Consider the following 12,704-nt stretch of genomic DNA (forward strand, 5'->3'; position numbering starts at 1 on the left):
CCGTGACTTCTCGGCGGCCGAACCTTCCCGGTCCGGCCGCCGAGTGTCATTAGTTTTCACTTCATCACTTAGCACCAACCAAAGGAAGCCAGTCCCGCCATGACGAGCCCGATCCCTGGCCGCATATCCGTGGTCATCCCGGCCTACAACCAGGAGGCGTACATCTGCGACGCGCTGGCTTCCCTTTCACGCCAACAGCTGGGCCGTTGGGAGATGGAAGTGCTCGTGGTTGACGATGCTTCCACCGACGCCACCGACGCCTTAGTCCAGTCGTACCTGGACTCAGTCCCCGGGCTTAAGCTGATCACGTTGGAAGAAAACGTCGGAGTTTCAGCTGCCAGAAATATCGCGTTGGAACAGGTCACTGGCGAGTTTTACACTTTCTTGGATCCAGATGATTGGTATGGCCCGCAGCATCTGGCTACCCTTGCGGACACCTTGAGCAACTTGCACGTTGATTTTGTACGCTGCGACCACGTCCGCGTCAGTGGCACCACCCGCGTGATGTTCCGTGCTCCTCAAGCCTTGCGTGGCATCGTGCTAAATCCTGCTGATGACATTGAGCCAATCGATTCACCGTCCATGGTGGACTACCCCTACTCATGGGCCGGGATGTACCGCACCGAGCTCATGCGCAGCATCGGCTGCTTCTACTTTGATGAGCAGTTGCAATCTGCCGAGGACCGTCCGTGGATCTGGAAGCTGCACCTCGATACCTCACGCTATGCAGTCATCTCCTCCCCCAGCGTCTTCTACCGACGCGGACTACCAAGTTCCCTCAGCCAGGTTTTTGACGAGCGCCAGTTAGGTTTCCTCGAGGCCTACAAACAAGTGCTCGCTGCCGTACGAGAACACCCAGATTCCGCCCGCCATCTTCCCAAGGCTTTGCGGCAGTTCTTCGCCATCGTGTGCCACCACGAGAAGCGTTCCAAGAACTATCCACCGCAGGTGCGACTGACCATCAAGCAGCAGCTGCGAGAAATCTTCAGCGACATCGACGTCACCGTTGCCCACCAAGTAGTACTCGAAATGGATGTTGCCCGGCGCCGGCATATCCTTTCCTACCTCCAGCCAGGGAAGATCGGGGTCAGCAAGTGATCGCACTGATTGAAGCCAGCAGCTACTTCCAGCTCGCTTCTTTGGCCGCGATGGCCGATGCAGGACTGTTTCCAGAAGCAGATGAGTACGTTTTAGTTTTGGTTAATGGCTCACAGGTTCCAGAGCTAACCACAGCGTTAGATCAGGTTCCAGGCTTCGAAAAACTTGCCTCGCGTTTTGATCGCGTGGTGGACTTCGCTGCACTGCTGGCCCCGCGCCGCCCTTTTCAGTTCAACCCGCGTGAAGACGAATTACACATTTTTGAGCGCCTGCTGCGCCAAGCGTGGGACCTCGGTGACGGACCACTGACCTTGGTTTTGGAATCGATTCAGGTCAACCCTGCCCGCGCCCTGGCTCGCATCTTCTTTGATGCACAATTATGGGTTCACTCGGACGGGCTCATGTCCTATGGCCCAACCCGTTCCAGGCTAGCTATGCCGTTGCGCCAACGTTTGATGGGAACAATCCATGTGGATCTAGTTCCTGGATTGGAACCGCACCTGCTCGCCGAGCTCGAGCCAGCACGCAAAGAACTTCATACCGAGCAGTTGGCTCAAGTTTTCACTGAACTCGCTACCGATGCTCATTTTGATTTGCCTGCGTCCTCGGCGCTGATCCTCGGACAGTACCTCGGATCCCTTGGATTGATGGATTCCGAAGAGGAGTTTGATCTTCACGTCCAGATGCTCCAAGTTGCCATAGACCGTGGGCTGAGTACCGTCTTGTTTAAGGCGCACCCTTCAGCCAGTGCCACCTCGGCTGCGCGGTTGGCTACTGTCGGCGCCGAATTGGGATTAGATTTCCGAGTGTTGAACACAGATCATCTGGCAGAAACGGTGATCACTGCGGTGCGACCGAAGGTTGTTATCTCTTGCTTCTCTACCGGCCTGGCCACGGCCAGATACATTCTTGATACCGAGGTCCATGCCGTGGGCACCGGCATGATGCTCCAGGCGCTGGCTCCCTATGAGAATTCGAACCGTATTCCACTCTCGATCATTCATGCCCTGTTTGTTCAGGGCCTGCCAGCTCCTACACACAGCGAAACTGATGACCAACTTTCGGCATTGCTGACAGCCGTGGCGTACTGCATGCAGCCTAATCAGCTGTCTGAATTGCGTGAGGCCGCTGAAGAGTTCTTGGCTTCCAACTACCTTGATTTCTCTGAGCACTTCAAGCGCCGTCGCATCACCAAGTTGGATCTACCACCACGCTTCGTTCATCTGGCCCCTGCGCGACGTACCTTGCCGTCTAAGGTTCGTTCAGCCTCGCGTCGAGTCTTGCGTAAAGGGTCAAAGAGACTTGATAAATTGTCCAGATCCCTGGGCCGACTGGCAAAATGACCCTCACCATGATGAAACTGACCCAGCATGATACTCACGAAGTTCCACGGCCTCGCTTTGGCACGGCACACGTGTGGGTTGAATCCCCCTTGCAGTTACTCTCTGCCGTAGAAACTCACGCGGCAGGGCTCCTTGGTACGAACATTAGGGTCGTCCCACGTTTGGGCATGCCTCTGGAGGCAACCACCGAAGCGTTGCTGGCTCGTGCACCGGATGGTGTTCACTTTGAACCGGCCGCACGCAAACCACCTCATCCTAAAAGCTCTTCGGACCGTTATGTGACCGGAGATGCCTATTCGGGAAAGGTGCAGCGCAGTTTGCTGGCCGGAGTTAAAGCCAAAGAAATCATCATCATCGATGACGGGCTAGCAACCTTGGCACTGATCAAGCAGCTCATTAGCGATACTCCGGTGCCCTTGGTCCGCGCTCGAGCCAAGAATTCGGCAGCACGGGTTGCCATGGGTCTTGCTACCTGGCATCGGTTGCGCCAGCTGGCACGTGAAGAGCGACTGTTGATCGTCTCGGCGCTTTTTGTTGATCCTCCGACTCGTCAGAAGATGACCGCGTTGGGAATCAAGTTCGCTCAACACAAGTTTGAGTGGCTCGCTACTCAGCCGGTGGCCGAAAGTTTCACTGAACCAACCCTTTTGATCGGTTCAGCCATGGTTGCCGATCAGTTGATTCACGAACAGCCCTACCTGCAGTGGGTTGAACAGATCGCTTCGGAAGGTCCGGTGGCCTATTTCCCGCACCGACGTGAGACCCCACAGTTGCTGGAAAAGATTGCCAAGATTGATCAAGTAGTACTCAAGGAACATACGGTGCCCATTGAAATGCGCCTTCGTGTGCTGCGTCCCGGCCAGGAAATCCGGGCGCTTCCTTCCACGGTCATCCCTTCACTGCGATTGCTGCTGGGATCTGATGCGCGATTCCTTTACCCGCAGGCGGTTCCTGAACATTGGTGGACCGACGATACAGAACTTGAACTTCGTGAGCACCTATCCAGTTCGTTGAAGGTGTGAAGACACTAATGAAACCCTCTATTCTTGCTATTGCCGACTCAGATTCATATCTGAAAATGGCAACAAGTTTTTTGCACCGTCTAGGCCCTGAATGGGACCGGAAAATCTATTTGGCACGCACCCCGGTCATGCCAACTGCGCAGCAAATCGCGGCAGCCTTCGAAGGAACCGATTTAGATCCAGCTGCGCTCGAGGTCATTCAGCTTTCTCAGCTCAACGCCGATACGGTGGCGCAAAACCTTGTTTTTGCCTCGGCAACTGGCCCTGTTGTCGCTGAAATTTACTCACGGATACTACGTACCGAACCAATTGACGGACGTTGCACCGCACTAATTTCTGCTCTGCCTGGTGTCGCCTACCCTGCGACTCGTAAGGGCTGGAATTACCGTCGCGCCGGCGATGCGTTTATTTGTCATTCTCATGCCGAAGCTCGCGATTTTTCCTATATGACCGAGCTAAGCGAGGGGCATCAGCCAACCATCATGGTCAGCAAGCTGCCGTTCTTGCACTCCATTGGTTTCCCTCCGGTCCAGGAGCACCAGTTCAGTCGTCTGGTGTTTGCACCTCAGGCCAAGGTTCCAGAGACTGAACAGCAGCGTGAATCCATCTTGTTAGCGTTGGAAAAGGCTAGCCAGATGAATCCGGGCCTCGAGGTTTTAATCAAGCTTCGTGCCAAGGCGGGTGAACCGCAGACGCATATGGAGGCCTATCCCTATGACAGTCTGTTCGATAACCTCAAAGCTCAAAAGCTGATCAGTTCAGAATCACGGATTCGCTTTGATGCGGGATCAATGAGCGAAGCCCTGGTTCCGGGCAGTGCATTGGTCACAGTGTCATCTACTGCCGCTTTAGAGTCCATTGATCGAGGTTTACCCACGATGGTGCTCTCTGATTTTGGCGTCAGTACTCAGATGATCAATACCGTATTTACTGCCTCGGGAATCATCGGGAATTTGAATGACGTTGTTTCCTTGAATTTCGGTGAACCCAGCAAAGCTTGGTTGAGGGAAAACTACTTCCACCGCATGGATCGCAGCTTCATTCAGTCCCTCGAGGTGTTGGCACAGCGGGCGAACGAGGGCAAGCTACGCACTGACCCTGAGATGTTGGCCTTTATTCGCCGACAGCCTCTGCGTCATCGCCTGCGCACGTCTTTGCCATCTCCGGTGGTCAAGGTGTTACTGAAGGTTCGTCGTAGCTACCAACGCTCACGTGGTAGCAACACTAGAACTATGTCATGAGTGTCTGCTAAATTGATACTGACATACATTTTGGCCTGACTTCCAGCTAGGAGACACGAGTAAAAGTCTTTTTACTTCTGTACAAAATGGCCGTCCTTGTTAGCTCAGCTTCGACCATCAACCGTTGACCGTAGTCGCCAGGGTCCGCCCTACTCAGCATTAGATTTGTAATGTCTTGGCTGGTTGGGAATGTTCTGGTCTTCATAAGGCTTAATAGCTTCAAGGGCAATCTCCAGCATGTGCTTTTGATGCGCCCTAAAGTCCGAAGGTCTTACACATTTTCAAAGGAGCCCATGTGTCAGCAAACTCGATCCGTGTTGCCATCGTTGGAGTAGGCAACTGCGCCACTTCACTTATCCAAGGTGTTGAGTACTACCGAAATGCGGACCCAGCGGTCAGCGTTCCAGGTCTTATGCATGTGCAGTTCGGCCAGTACCACGTTGGTGACGTTCAGTTCGTTACTGCCTTTGACGTTGATGCCAAGAAGGTCGGCCTCGATCTCGCAGAAGCAATTCTGGCCAGCGAAAACAACACCATCAAAATCGCTGATGTTCCTACGACCGGGGTTACGGTGCAGCGCGGTCACACCCTTGATGGGCTAGGCAAGTACTACCGCGAGACCATCGAAGAGTCTGATGCGCAGCCGGTAGATATCGTTGCGCAGCTAAAGGAAAACAAGGTGGACGTCCTAGTCTGCTACCTTCCCGTTGGATCTGAGCAGGCCGCCAAGTACTACGCTCAGTGCGCGATTGATGCCGGCGTTGCTTTTGTTAATGCCTTGCCAGTGTTCATCGCTGGCACTCCCGAGTGGGCTGCGAAATTCACCGAAGCGGGCGTCCCAATTGTTGGCGACGATATCAAGAGCCAGATCGGTGCGACTATCACCCACCGTGTGATGGCCAAGTTGTTTGAAGACCGAGGCGTAGTGCTCGACCGCACCTACCAACTGAACGTTGGCGGCAACATGGATTTCAAGAACATGCTCGAGCGCGACCGTTTGGAATCAAAGAAGATCTCCAAAACTCAGGCAGTCACCTCAAATACTTCGGCTCAACTGGCCGCTGACGATGTTCACATCGGCCCGAGCGACTACGTTGCTTGGTTGGATGACCGGAAGTGGGCTTTTGTTCGCCTCGAGGGACGCAATTTCGGAGATGCTCCAGTGAATTTGGAGTACAAGCTAGAAGTTTGGGACTCACCAAACTCTGCAGGTGTCATCATCGATGCGGTACGCGCAGCCAAGATCGCCCTGGATCGCGGCATCGGTGGCCCAATTTTGTCTGCATCGAGCTACTTCATGAAGTCGCCACCCGAGCAGTACGACGATGAAACAGCACGCAACAAAGTCGAGGCCTTCATCCGCGGCGACGTGGAACGCTAGTTCTCACTACCAAAACACCCTTAGATGCGGAGAAGCCCGCCGGCTTGCAGGCCGGCGGGCCTCTGAGCATTAATATGCGAGTTCATTATGGGGTACCTCTGATTCGACGGACGGACAACGGTAATGGCGTTGTCGCGGATCAACGAATACGTAGGTACATCTCTACGGGCACATGGTTTTTCAGTTCACGCTCACGCATGCGACGGTTAAATTCTGTGCTGTCGAGGTTTTTCAACTTGCGACTGGCTTGTCGATTTTTCATTTGTTTTCCCTCCCTTCGTTAACTTTCGAAGGGTTGGGAAGATCTTGTCGCGTCGTGGAGATTGCGCGAGCCTTGAGGCTTTCGGGTCCTGCGAAGATAAGTTCCGAGGTGCGAACAGCCTGTTGAGCGGATGAGGAAAACAGGAGGCTAGACATGAAAAAAGTTCCTAAGGTGGGAGTCGATTACTGACTTTCAACCTCAGGAATTTGGGTGGGGATCACCGTGTTCTAGGAATCCACTGTTCCGGAGGTTGGAGAGAAAAGGCCGTGATTGCCGGTAGACATAAAGCCACCGTCAATTCGCCATGTGCGATGAGTTGAAATATCCAGATTGATATTCATCGTTTCTCCACCTCCTAAGATCTATTTGTTGGCCAGCCGCGAATCGCCACGGGGCCTGCTAATAAGTTTCATCGATCCGCAAGTCTCATTGAGACTTCCCAATCACAGTATTCAGCATACATTGATTGCACAGGCTCCGCCACTAATTAGGTCAAAAAGTTTAAGAACTTTTTTCGAGCATGAAAAAGCACCCGGCCCCTTGAGGGTGCCGGGTGCTCATTCTGTCTCTGTGCTTGTCAGCAGTTACTCTTCGGTAATTGCTTCCTGCGCTTCAGGCTGCTCGCTCCACCAAGCTCGTAGCTGCTCAATGGCAGCATCTTCACCCAGCGGGCCTTCATCCAAACGAAGCTCGAGCAAGAACTTGTAGGCACGACCAACTACCGGCCCAGGCTTAATGCCCAAGATGCCCATAATCTGTTGCCCGTCCAAGTCTGGACGGATCGACTGCAGCTCTTCCTGCTCAGCAATCTGCGCAATGCGTGCCTCGAGATCATCGTAGGCAAAGGCCAGTCGATCCGACTTCTTGCGATTGCGCGTGGTGACATCCGAACGGGTCAGGCGGTGCAGGTACTCAAGCAAGTCACCGGCATCGGTAACGTAGCGGCGCACCGCAGAGTCAGACCAGCCTGCTTCGCCGTAACCATAAAACCGCATGTGCAGCTCAACGAGCCGAGCCACAGCTTTGGTGGTTTCCTTATCAAAACGCAGGGCCCGCATGCGCGCCTTGACCATCTTGGAGCCAACCATGTCGTGATGGCGGAAAGACACCGCGCCGTTAGGTTCAAACTTGCGTGTGGCCGGCTTGCCAATGTCATGCATCAACGCTGCAAAGCGCAGAACAAAGTTGGGTCCAGGCACTGGGCCATCTTGATCCGTTTCCATCGAGACGGCCTGCTCGAGCACAGTCAATGAGTGCTGGTAGACATCCTTGTGCCGATGGTGCTCATCAATTTCTAGGCGCAGTGCTGAAACTTCAGGCAGTACTCTGTCAGCCAACCCGGTCTCAACCAGCAGGTTGATGCCCGCCCGAGGATCTGCTCCCTTGATCAGCTTCACCAATTCGTCACGCACACGCTCCGCGGAAATGATCTCAATACGTTCGGTCATCTCGCTCATGGCCTGACGAACCTCGGCGCTGACTTCAATCTGCAGCTGCGAAGCAAAACGCGCTGCACGCATCATGCGCAATGGATCATCCGAGAAGGAAATATCCGGAGCACCTGGAGTCCTGATCGACTGATCTCTCAACGAGGACACCCCATCAAAGGGGTCCACCAGTTCAAGATCTGGCAATCGAAGTGCCATCGAGTTCATGGTGAAGTCACGGCGGAACAGGTCATCGTGCAGGTTATCGCCAAAGGCAACAATTGGCTTACGCGATTGGCTGTCGTACGCATCTGCCCTATACGTGGTGACTTCCAAAGTATGCTCGCCCTTTTTGAAGGCGATAGTGCCGAACTCTCGACCCACATCCCAGATATTGTCGGCCCAACCGGAGATCACCTTAATGGTTTCTTCCGGGCGCGCGCTGGTGGTGAAGTCTAGGTCCGGGGATACTCGACCCAAGTAGAGATCTCGGACCGGTCCACCCACCAGAGACAACTCATGGCCCGCCGCCACAAAACGGTCGGCCAAGTCGAAAATAACCGAGGGCAGGATTTGACGTAATACGTCAGGTGAGGGAAGTGCATGCATAGTTACTTAAGCGTGCCAGAAATCTGGGCAAAATGCTTGAAAATGCGCTGAAATTGCTTGCGATATAACTTACTTGTCCACGTCGATAAAGCGAACGAGGCCACTTTCTCGATAGAGTGGATCCATGAACCGACCGATCCCGTCTGCCCCAAAGCGCACCCCATTGACTGCGTCAATGGCTCGTGCGCAGGCAACTGGCGGTCATACAAGCTTGCCAACGGTGGAAGAAGTCTCTTCCGGCGGCATTGTGATCGACTTCAACGCACCCAAACTCCCCGTCGCAATTATCGCCCGGTATAACCGTGGCGGCCGGCTGGAATGGTGCCTGCCCAAGGGTCACCCCGAGGGAATAGAAAACAATGAGGAAGCGGCTATCCGCGAAATCGAGGAAGAGACCGGCATCGCCGGAAAGATCCTTGCCCCGTTGGGTTCGGTCGATTACTGGTTCACCGTGACCAATTACCGGGTGCACAAAACTGTGCACCATTTCCTGCTGGAAGCTACTGGCGGACAACTAACGATCGAGAACGACCCCGATCACGAAGCCGTCGATGTTGCCTGGGTACCTCTTGATGCCCTAGGCAAACGCCTGTCCTTCCCTAATGAACGCCGGATCGCTGATCTGGCACGCGAGGTTCTTACAAAGCATGTCTCAGGTTCCTAATTCTTCTGCGGGCTCCGATCAGCAGCCAATGACCGGGGCCATGGACTTAGTCGCCGAACCTCCCCAGCAGCTGCATACCCAGCAGGGACGCTCACGCTCTAAGATCTACGCCCTGATGGCCTCGGGAACCATGGTTTCGCGTCTGTTGGGCTTTGCTCGCACCGCGTTGCTGGCGATGGCTATTGGTTCGGTCACCTCGGTGGCCGATATTTTCGAAAAAGCCAACGTCATCCCGACGATCATCTACATGTTGCTCGCCGGTGGCGTCTTCAACGTGGTGCTGATCCCGCAGCTGATCAAGGCGTCCAAAGCTAAAGACCGAGGTGCTGCGTACACCTCAAAGCTTTTGACCTTGGTTGTGGTGGTGATGGGGCTGCTCACCCTGGTTCTGACCATCTGCGCTAAACCGTTGATCATCGCGCTGACCAACAACTGGACCGACCCGATGATCATGCTGGGCACCGCGTTTGCCTATTGGTCTCTTCCACAGATCTTCTTCTACGGGCTCTACGCGGTACTAGGCCAGGTACTCAACGCCAACGGGCGATTTGCCGCCTTTATGTGGGCCCCGGCGGTCAACAACATCATTCAGCTACTAGTCATTGGCGCCTTCATCCTGACCTTCGGCGCCTACTCTTCGGGCGATCCGATGCAGGACTGGAGCGCGGTCAAAACCATGTGGCTTGCCGGTGGCGCCACCCTAGGCATTGTGTTGCAGTCCTTGGTGCTCTTCTGGCCACTGAAGAAGGTCGGCATTAAGCTGGGCTTTGACTTTGGCTGGCGCGGCATGGGCCTGCGCCACGTGGGCAAGCTGGCCATCTGGACCTTGGGCGCCATGGTCATCGGCAACCTCTCCTCGTTGCTGTACTCCAAGATCGTCTCTGGTGCCACCGCAGCTCGTGCCTCCATGGCTCCCGAACAGGCCGCGTCGGTGGCCGGTGAGTACGCGCTGAATACCTCGCAGCTGATCACCGTTTTGCCACACTCGCTGTTCGCGCTGACCGTGGCCACCGTGCTGTTTAACGACTTCGCAAGAGCCTTCACCGAAAAGCGCTACGCCGATGTTGGCCAGCTACTGAACCGCGGCATGCGCTCTACCGCCATCCCAATCGTCTTCTGCACCATCGTGTTTATCGTGCTTGCCGGTCCGCTGGGTCGACTGTTTGCTGGCTCCTCGGAGAACGCCGCGCAAGCCGCCGGAGCACTGGGCCAGTTGTTGGTTCTCACCGCCTTGGGCCTGCCATTTAAGTCCCTGCAGTTCTTCATGCTGCGCGTGTTCTACGCCGAAGAAGATACCCGCACCCCGATGCTGATCCAGTCCGCCACCGCGGCGGTTGGCCTAATCTTGGCCTTCACCGCAGCAGCCGTGATTGACCCAATGCACATCGCTGCGGCCATTGCCTTCATCTACGGCCTGACCAACGTGCTCTCCTGCATCGGCACCCACTTCCTGGTTAAGCGCCGCTACGGAAACTACGGTGTGCAGTCGGTGATCGATACCTATGTTCGCATCGGTTGGATGGCTACGCTCTCCGGCGCAGTGGGCTGCTTGGTGCTGTGGCTACTGGGTGGATTCAGCTTCGGATTTGCCTACTCCTCGCTGATTAACGCCATAATTTCGATCATTGCGGTGGCCGGAACCATGGGCGTTGTCTACATCGGATTACTCCACAAAACCAAGGTGCCGGAGCTTGATGGCTTCCTCGGTCCGATCCTTCGAAGAATCCCAGGATTCAAGCGCTAAAAAACCTTGGAAACTTGCCAGTGATTCTGCGCAAGATTGGCACCAAATCGGCCCCGCTGACAGGTAACATGACAGGTGGTGGTCTGAGTACTGCTACCGAAGAACAATCAACCCTTGGAGATGCACGTGGCGCAGCCAATCGATGTCGGCTCTGTCCTCAGCGGCCGTTACCAGGTCACTGAGACCGTCCTTTCATCAGCTGAAGGTGACTTGGTACTTGCAGGCATTGACCAAGTACTTAATCGCTCCGTCAGCATCATGGTGGCTTCGGCCGAGAACTCCTCTCAGCTGGCCGCTAGTGCCCGCGAAATTGCGATGGGTGAACGCGCCTCCAACGTCCAGGTACTGGACCTTGGCATCACCGACACCAACCAGAGCTACCTCGTGGCCAATGTGGCACGCTCTTCGGACCTGTTGGACCTAGTTCTCGAGTCCGACGACGCACCCTACGTTGAACCGTTCTTCACCGACACCTTGGGCACTGAGATCTTCGGCGTGACCCGTCAGTCCGCCCCAGAGTCTTACGAGGACGACAACCAGTACGAGGTCGAGCCTGCTGAACAAAACAAGTTCGGCACCGCCTTCTCCAGCGGTTTTGCCGGTCTGAAGAACCGCTTCGGCAAGAAAAACCAAGACCAGGCCAATGGCCAGCAGTCGGACCAGACCGCTCCTAACGAGCAGGTTCCGGCTACCACTGCCCACCCTGTGGCTTCCACCGAGCCACCGACCACCGAGGGTCAGCCAGCGGTTACCCGTCTTGATGATCAGGACGACGAGCCAAACGTCACCGCCACCGCAGCCTTAGCTGCCGCCGCCCAGTCAAAGGGTGATACCCCAGCGGCTGCAAAGCCAGCTGACGCAAAGTCGGATTCGACTCAGTCTGATTCGGCCAAGTCCGAGTCCGCCAAATCAGATTCCACCAAGCCTAAGGCCGCTGCTGGCGCCGCCGCCGGAACCGCAGCAGGTGCCGCTGCAGCAAAGCCAGCTCAGCAGCCAGTTCAGAAGCCAGCTGCGGATAACAAGCCTGTTGAGGACGAGCAGAAGCCCGCCAAGAAGAAGGGTGCCGGTGTAGCCGGTGCCGCAGCAGGTGCCGCGGGCGCTGTTGCTACTGGTGCAGCCGCTGTTGCAGCCAAGGCATCAACTTTCCCAGCCGCCGCCAAAAACGTTGTCGTCCCAAACCAGGCTGCGGCCACCGGGCAAGAAGATGATGAGTCGACGTCCAAGGGCACTCGCATTGTGGTTGGCGCGGTTCTGCTGATCATCTTGATCCTTGCCGTGGTCTTCGCCTTCAACTTCCTTGGTGGCGATAAGGAAACTACTGCCGATACCTCCAACGAGCCTCAGCAGTCCGCTGCTCCTTCCGAGTCGGCCAAGCCGAAGGAATCCTCCGAGCCGGCCTTGCCAAAGCCTGTAATTTCGGATATTTCACGACTGGTTCCTGGTAACCAGCAGTTGAATGCTGAAACCGATGGCAAGCTGGCCAACATGGTCGACGGCAACGCCTCGAGCACCTATGACACCTTCACCTACACCACCAGCAACTTCGGTGGCTTCGCCTCCAATATGGTCTTCATCCTCGAGCTCAAGGACAAGGCGGCCATCTCCGAGGTGAACTTGGAAGGTTTGAATGGCACCGGCGGTGACTACGAGATCCTCGTTGGTGATTCCGATGATCTGGGCAATGCTAAGTCTGTAGCCAAGGGCTCATTCTCCGGCCCATCGGTCTCCGTGGCCGTGAAGGACGGGGATAAGGATTCCATGGAAGGCTCCTACGTCTTCCTCGATGTCACCGACCTGCCTCGTAAGGCATCGGGCAGCAACTCATCGCGACCATACGGTCTGCAAATCGGTGAATTCTCCGCCAAGTAACAGTAGCGGAATTTTTTAGCAAAGCCATACGTTGAGGTGGATAG

At 55.4% G+C, this 12,704-nt stretch carries 10 protein-coding genes; 8 read left to right on the forward strand and 2 right to left on the reverse strand.

Annotation, left to right across the window (positions count from 1 at the left end):
• Nucleotides 1-99: 99 nt before the first annotated feature.
• The 5 genes from EYR88_RS10750 (at nucleotide 100) to EYR88_RS10770 (ending at nucleotide 6,085) form a co-directional block, all read left to right on the forward strand.
• Nucleotides 100-1,098, forward strand: a complete 999-nt coding sequence (locus EYR88_RS10750) for a glycosyltransferase family 2 protein (protein WP_131089636.1) — start codon at nucleotides 100-102, stop codon at nucleotides 1,096-1,098.
• The gene (locus tag EYR88_RS10755; RefSeq protein WP_131089637.1) at nucleotides 1,095-2,441 is read left to right on the forward strand and encodes a polysialyltransferase family glycosyltransferase; all 1,347 of its coding nucleotides are present in this window, start codon (nucleotides 1,095-1,097) and stop codon (nucleotides 2,439-2,441) included. The genes EYR88_RS10750 and EYR88_RS10755 overlap by 4 nt, the downstream gene beginning before the upstream one ends.
• The gene (locus EYR88_RS10760; protein ID WP_131089638.1) at nucleotides 2,438-3,463 is read left to right on the forward strand and encodes a hypothetical protein; all 1,026 of its coding nucleotides are present in this window, start codon (nucleotides 2,438-2,440) and stop codon (nucleotides 3,461-3,463) included. The genes EYR88_RS10755 and EYR88_RS10760 overlap by 4 nt, the downstream gene beginning before the upstream one ends.
• A gap of 8 nt (nucleotides 3,464-3,471) precedes the next feature.
• Nucleotides 3,472-4,704, forward strand: coding sequence for a DUF6716 putative glycosyltransferase (locus EYR88_RS10765; protein ID WP_242632523.1), 1,233 nt, complete (start codon nucleotides 3,472-3,474; stop codon nucleotides 4,702-4,704).
• A gap of 295 nt (nucleotides 4,705-4,999) precedes the next feature.
• Nucleotides 5,000-6,085, forward strand: a complete 1,086-nt coding sequence (locus EYR88_RS10770; RefSeq protein WP_131089640.1) for an inositol-3-phosphate synthase — start codon at nucleotides 5,000-5,002, stop codon at nucleotides 6,083-6,085.
• A 139-nt stretch (nucleotides 6,086-6,224) separates the two neighbouring features.
• Here the strand turns inward: EYR88_RS10770 and EYR88_RS16375 are convergent, their stop codons facing one another.
• Together EYR88_RS16375 and EYR88_RS10775 are read right to left on the reverse strand one after the other, a co-directional pair.
• On the reverse strand, nucleotides 6,225-6,347 hold the full coding sequence (locus EYR88_RS16375) for a hypothetical protein (protein WP_262198890.1): 123 nt from the start codon (nucleotides 6,345-6,347) through the stop codon (nucleotides 6,225-6,227).
• Between the two features lie 584 nt (nucleotides 6,348-6,931).
• Nucleotides 6,932-8,383, reverse strand: a complete 1,452-nt coding sequence (locus tag EYR88_RS10775) for a CCA tRNA nucleotidyltransferase (protein WP_131089641.1) — start codon at nucleotides 8,381-8,383, stop codon at nucleotides 6,932-6,934.
• A 124-nt stretch (nucleotides 8,384-8,507) separates the two neighbouring features.
• On the opposite strand from EYR88_RS10775, the gene EYR88_RS10780 reads away from it, so the two are divergent.
• The 3 genes from EYR88_RS10780 to EYR88_RS16060 all read left to right on the forward strand — a co-directional run bounded on the left by EYR88_RS10780 (nucleotide 8,508) and on the right by EYR88_RS16060 (nucleotide 12,660).
• The gene (locus EYR88_RS10780) at nucleotides 8,508-9,047 is read left to right on the forward strand and encodes an NUDIX hydrolase (RefSeq protein WP_131089642.1); all 540 of its coding nucleotides are present in this window, start codon (nucleotides 8,508-8,510) and stop codon (nucleotides 9,045-9,047) included.
• Nucleotides 9,031-10,791, forward strand: coding sequence for a lipid II flippase MurJ (locus tag EYR88_RS10785; protein ID WP_242632524.1), 1,761 nt, complete (start codon nucleotides 9,031-9,033; stop codon nucleotides 10,789-10,791). The genes EYR88_RS10780 and EYR88_RS10785 overlap by 17 nt, the downstream gene beginning before the upstream one ends.
• Before the next feature lie 126 nt (nucleotides 10,792-10,917).
• Nucleotides 10,918-12,660, forward strand: a complete 1,743-nt coding sequence (locus tag EYR88_RS16060; protein WP_165477327.1) for a hypothetical protein — start codon at nucleotides 10,918-10,920, stop codon at nucleotides 12,658-12,660.
• Nucleotides 12,661-12,704 lie beyond the last annotated feature (44 nt).

Origin of the sequence: Arthrobacter sp. S41, assembly GCF_004320535.1 — a bacterium.
GTDB lineage: Bacteria > Actinomycetota > Actinomycetes > Actinomycetales > Micrococcaceae > Glutamicibacter.